The sequence below is a fragment of the Flavobacterium sp. T50_26 genome (assembly GCF_057652995.1).
This window is the reverse complement of record NZ_JBYFCC010000051.1, coordinates 1-1,983: the sequence shown is the minus strand read 5'-3', so window position 1 is coordinate 1,983 and position 1,983 is coordinate 1. Positions and strand designations below refer to the sequence as shown.

At 39.9% G+C, this 1,983-nt stretch carries 2 protein-coding genes; both read left to right on the top strand.

Features of this window, described 5'->3' with window-relative positions; genetic code table 11:
* Nucleotides 1-858, top strand: an 858-nt coding sequence (locus AC23MC_RS16375; RefSeq protein WP_487569399.1) for a T9SS type B sorting domain-containing protein, incomplete at its 5' end; no start/stop codon positions are given.
* A gap of 74 nt (nucleotides 859-932) precedes the next feature.
* Nucleotides 933-1,865 (top strand): PorP/SprF family type IX secretion system membrane protein, encoded by a 933-nt coding sequence (locus AC23MC_RS16370; RefSeq protein WP_487569398.1) that lies wholly within the window; start codon nucleotides 933-935, stop codon nucleotides 1,863-1,865.
* The last annotated feature ends 118 nt before the right edge of the window (nucleotides 1,866-1,983 follow it).

The following is a 1,983-nucleotide window of genomic DNA, read 5'->3' as shown; positions in this document are numbered from 1 at the left end:
TTACCAACCACTTCAGTAGAAGGAACCTTAGGAACTTGGAGTGGAGCCGGAATCACACCGGAAGGTTTGGTTGACACAAGTGTTGCCAACAGTGCTTTGGTGGTTACCTTTACTCCAACAGGATGTGCCGAGGAGCAAACAGTAACGATTCAAATAGTAGCCAGACCTGCTGTTGACCCGGGAGTAGACCAAATAGTTTGTGCGGCAAATGGAACATTGATATTAGAGCCATTAATCAATGGGGTTTATTATTCAGGACCAAACGGTACAGGCAATGTGCTTACCCAAGTTGAGGTTAGCAATACCCCACAAACGGTGTACATCTTTGCAGCAGGAACCTTAGCGGGATGTTCATCAGAATCTAGTTTTACCGTAACCTTTATCACGGTAGAGGCAGATGAACTAAGCGATGTGGAAGAGTGTGGCAGATATATCCTACCGGAAATAGCAGTTGGCAACGCTTACTATACAGGTCCAGGAGCCACAGGCACGCAGTTGCAAGCCGGTCAAGCGATAGAAGAAGACCAAACGATTTACATCTATGCCAGCACAGGGGAGGGTTGTTTTGATCAAACGTCTTTTGAAGTAGTGATCAACAATTGTGACATCCAAAAAGGTATCTCACCAAACGGTGACGGACTAAACGACTTCTTTGATTTAACAGCTTATGATGTTCAAAAACTATCCATTTACAACCGATACGGAAGTAAAGTATATGATAGAGGAAACTACAGCAATGAGTGGTACGGTCAAAGTAGTGGTGGCGACGAACTACCGGATGGCACATACTACTTTGTGATAGAATTCAATAACATTGAAGCCAAATCAGGTTGGATTTATATCAACAGAGAGCGTTAGTAGATATATACATAACTCACCATTACTGAAGAAAGAGTAATGGTGAGTTTTAAAAAAATAAACCCTATAAAGAAATGAAAAAAATATATTTTGCAACATTGATCGCCGCGATCAGTTTCTTAGAAACCAAAGCTCAGCAAGATCCACATTATACACAGTATATGTATAATATGAACGTCATTAATCCGGCCTATGCAGGAAGTAAAGAAAACCTATCCTTTGGCTTACTTTACAGAAAACAATGGGTAGATATCGAAGATGCTCCTACCACAGCCACCTTTTCGGGCCACATGCCAGTGGGAAGAAACGTTGGATTAGGATTAAGTGTTATCTCGGATAAAATTGGACCCGTAGAAGAGAACAATGCGTATGCCGACTTCTCGTATACACTTAATTTAGGAGGCGAGCACAAATTGGCCTTTGGATTAAAAGGAGGACTTACCTTTCACAAAGTAGGTCTTTATGATCAGGTTTATAACACCCTACCACAGGAAAATGACCCTGCTTTTAGCCAAAACATCAGTAACACCTACTTAAACATAGGTACAGGTATTTTTTATTATACCAATAAATACTATGTAGCCTTTTCGGTTCCAAACATGCTAAAATCAAAACACTTAGATTTGAGAGATGACGGACAAGAGAGAGAATTTGGATCAGAAGTATCACACTACTTTTTAACAGCAGGATATGTGTTTGATTTAAGTCCGAACACAAAATTCAAACCTTTTGCGATGTTAAAGTCAGCCTTTAATGCACCGACTTCGCTGGATGTATCAACTAACTTTTTGTTTTTCGAGAAGTTTGAAATTGGAGCTACCTATCGTTTAGAAGACAGTTTTGGAGCGATGCTAAACTATGCCATCACCCCAAACCTTCGTATTGGATATGCGTATGATCATATCGTATCGGATTTAAATATCACCACGCCTTCTTCGCACGAGTTTTTCTTGTTGTTTGATGTAAACTTCCCGAAGAAAGTATCCCGTTCACCACGATTTTTCTAACCTAAAAAGCAATCCAAACGATGAAAAAAATATATATATCGATTCTAAGTATTGTAAGTTTAAGTCTTACACCACTTAGTGCACAGAACAAAGACACGCAAAAAGCCGACAAGCTTTT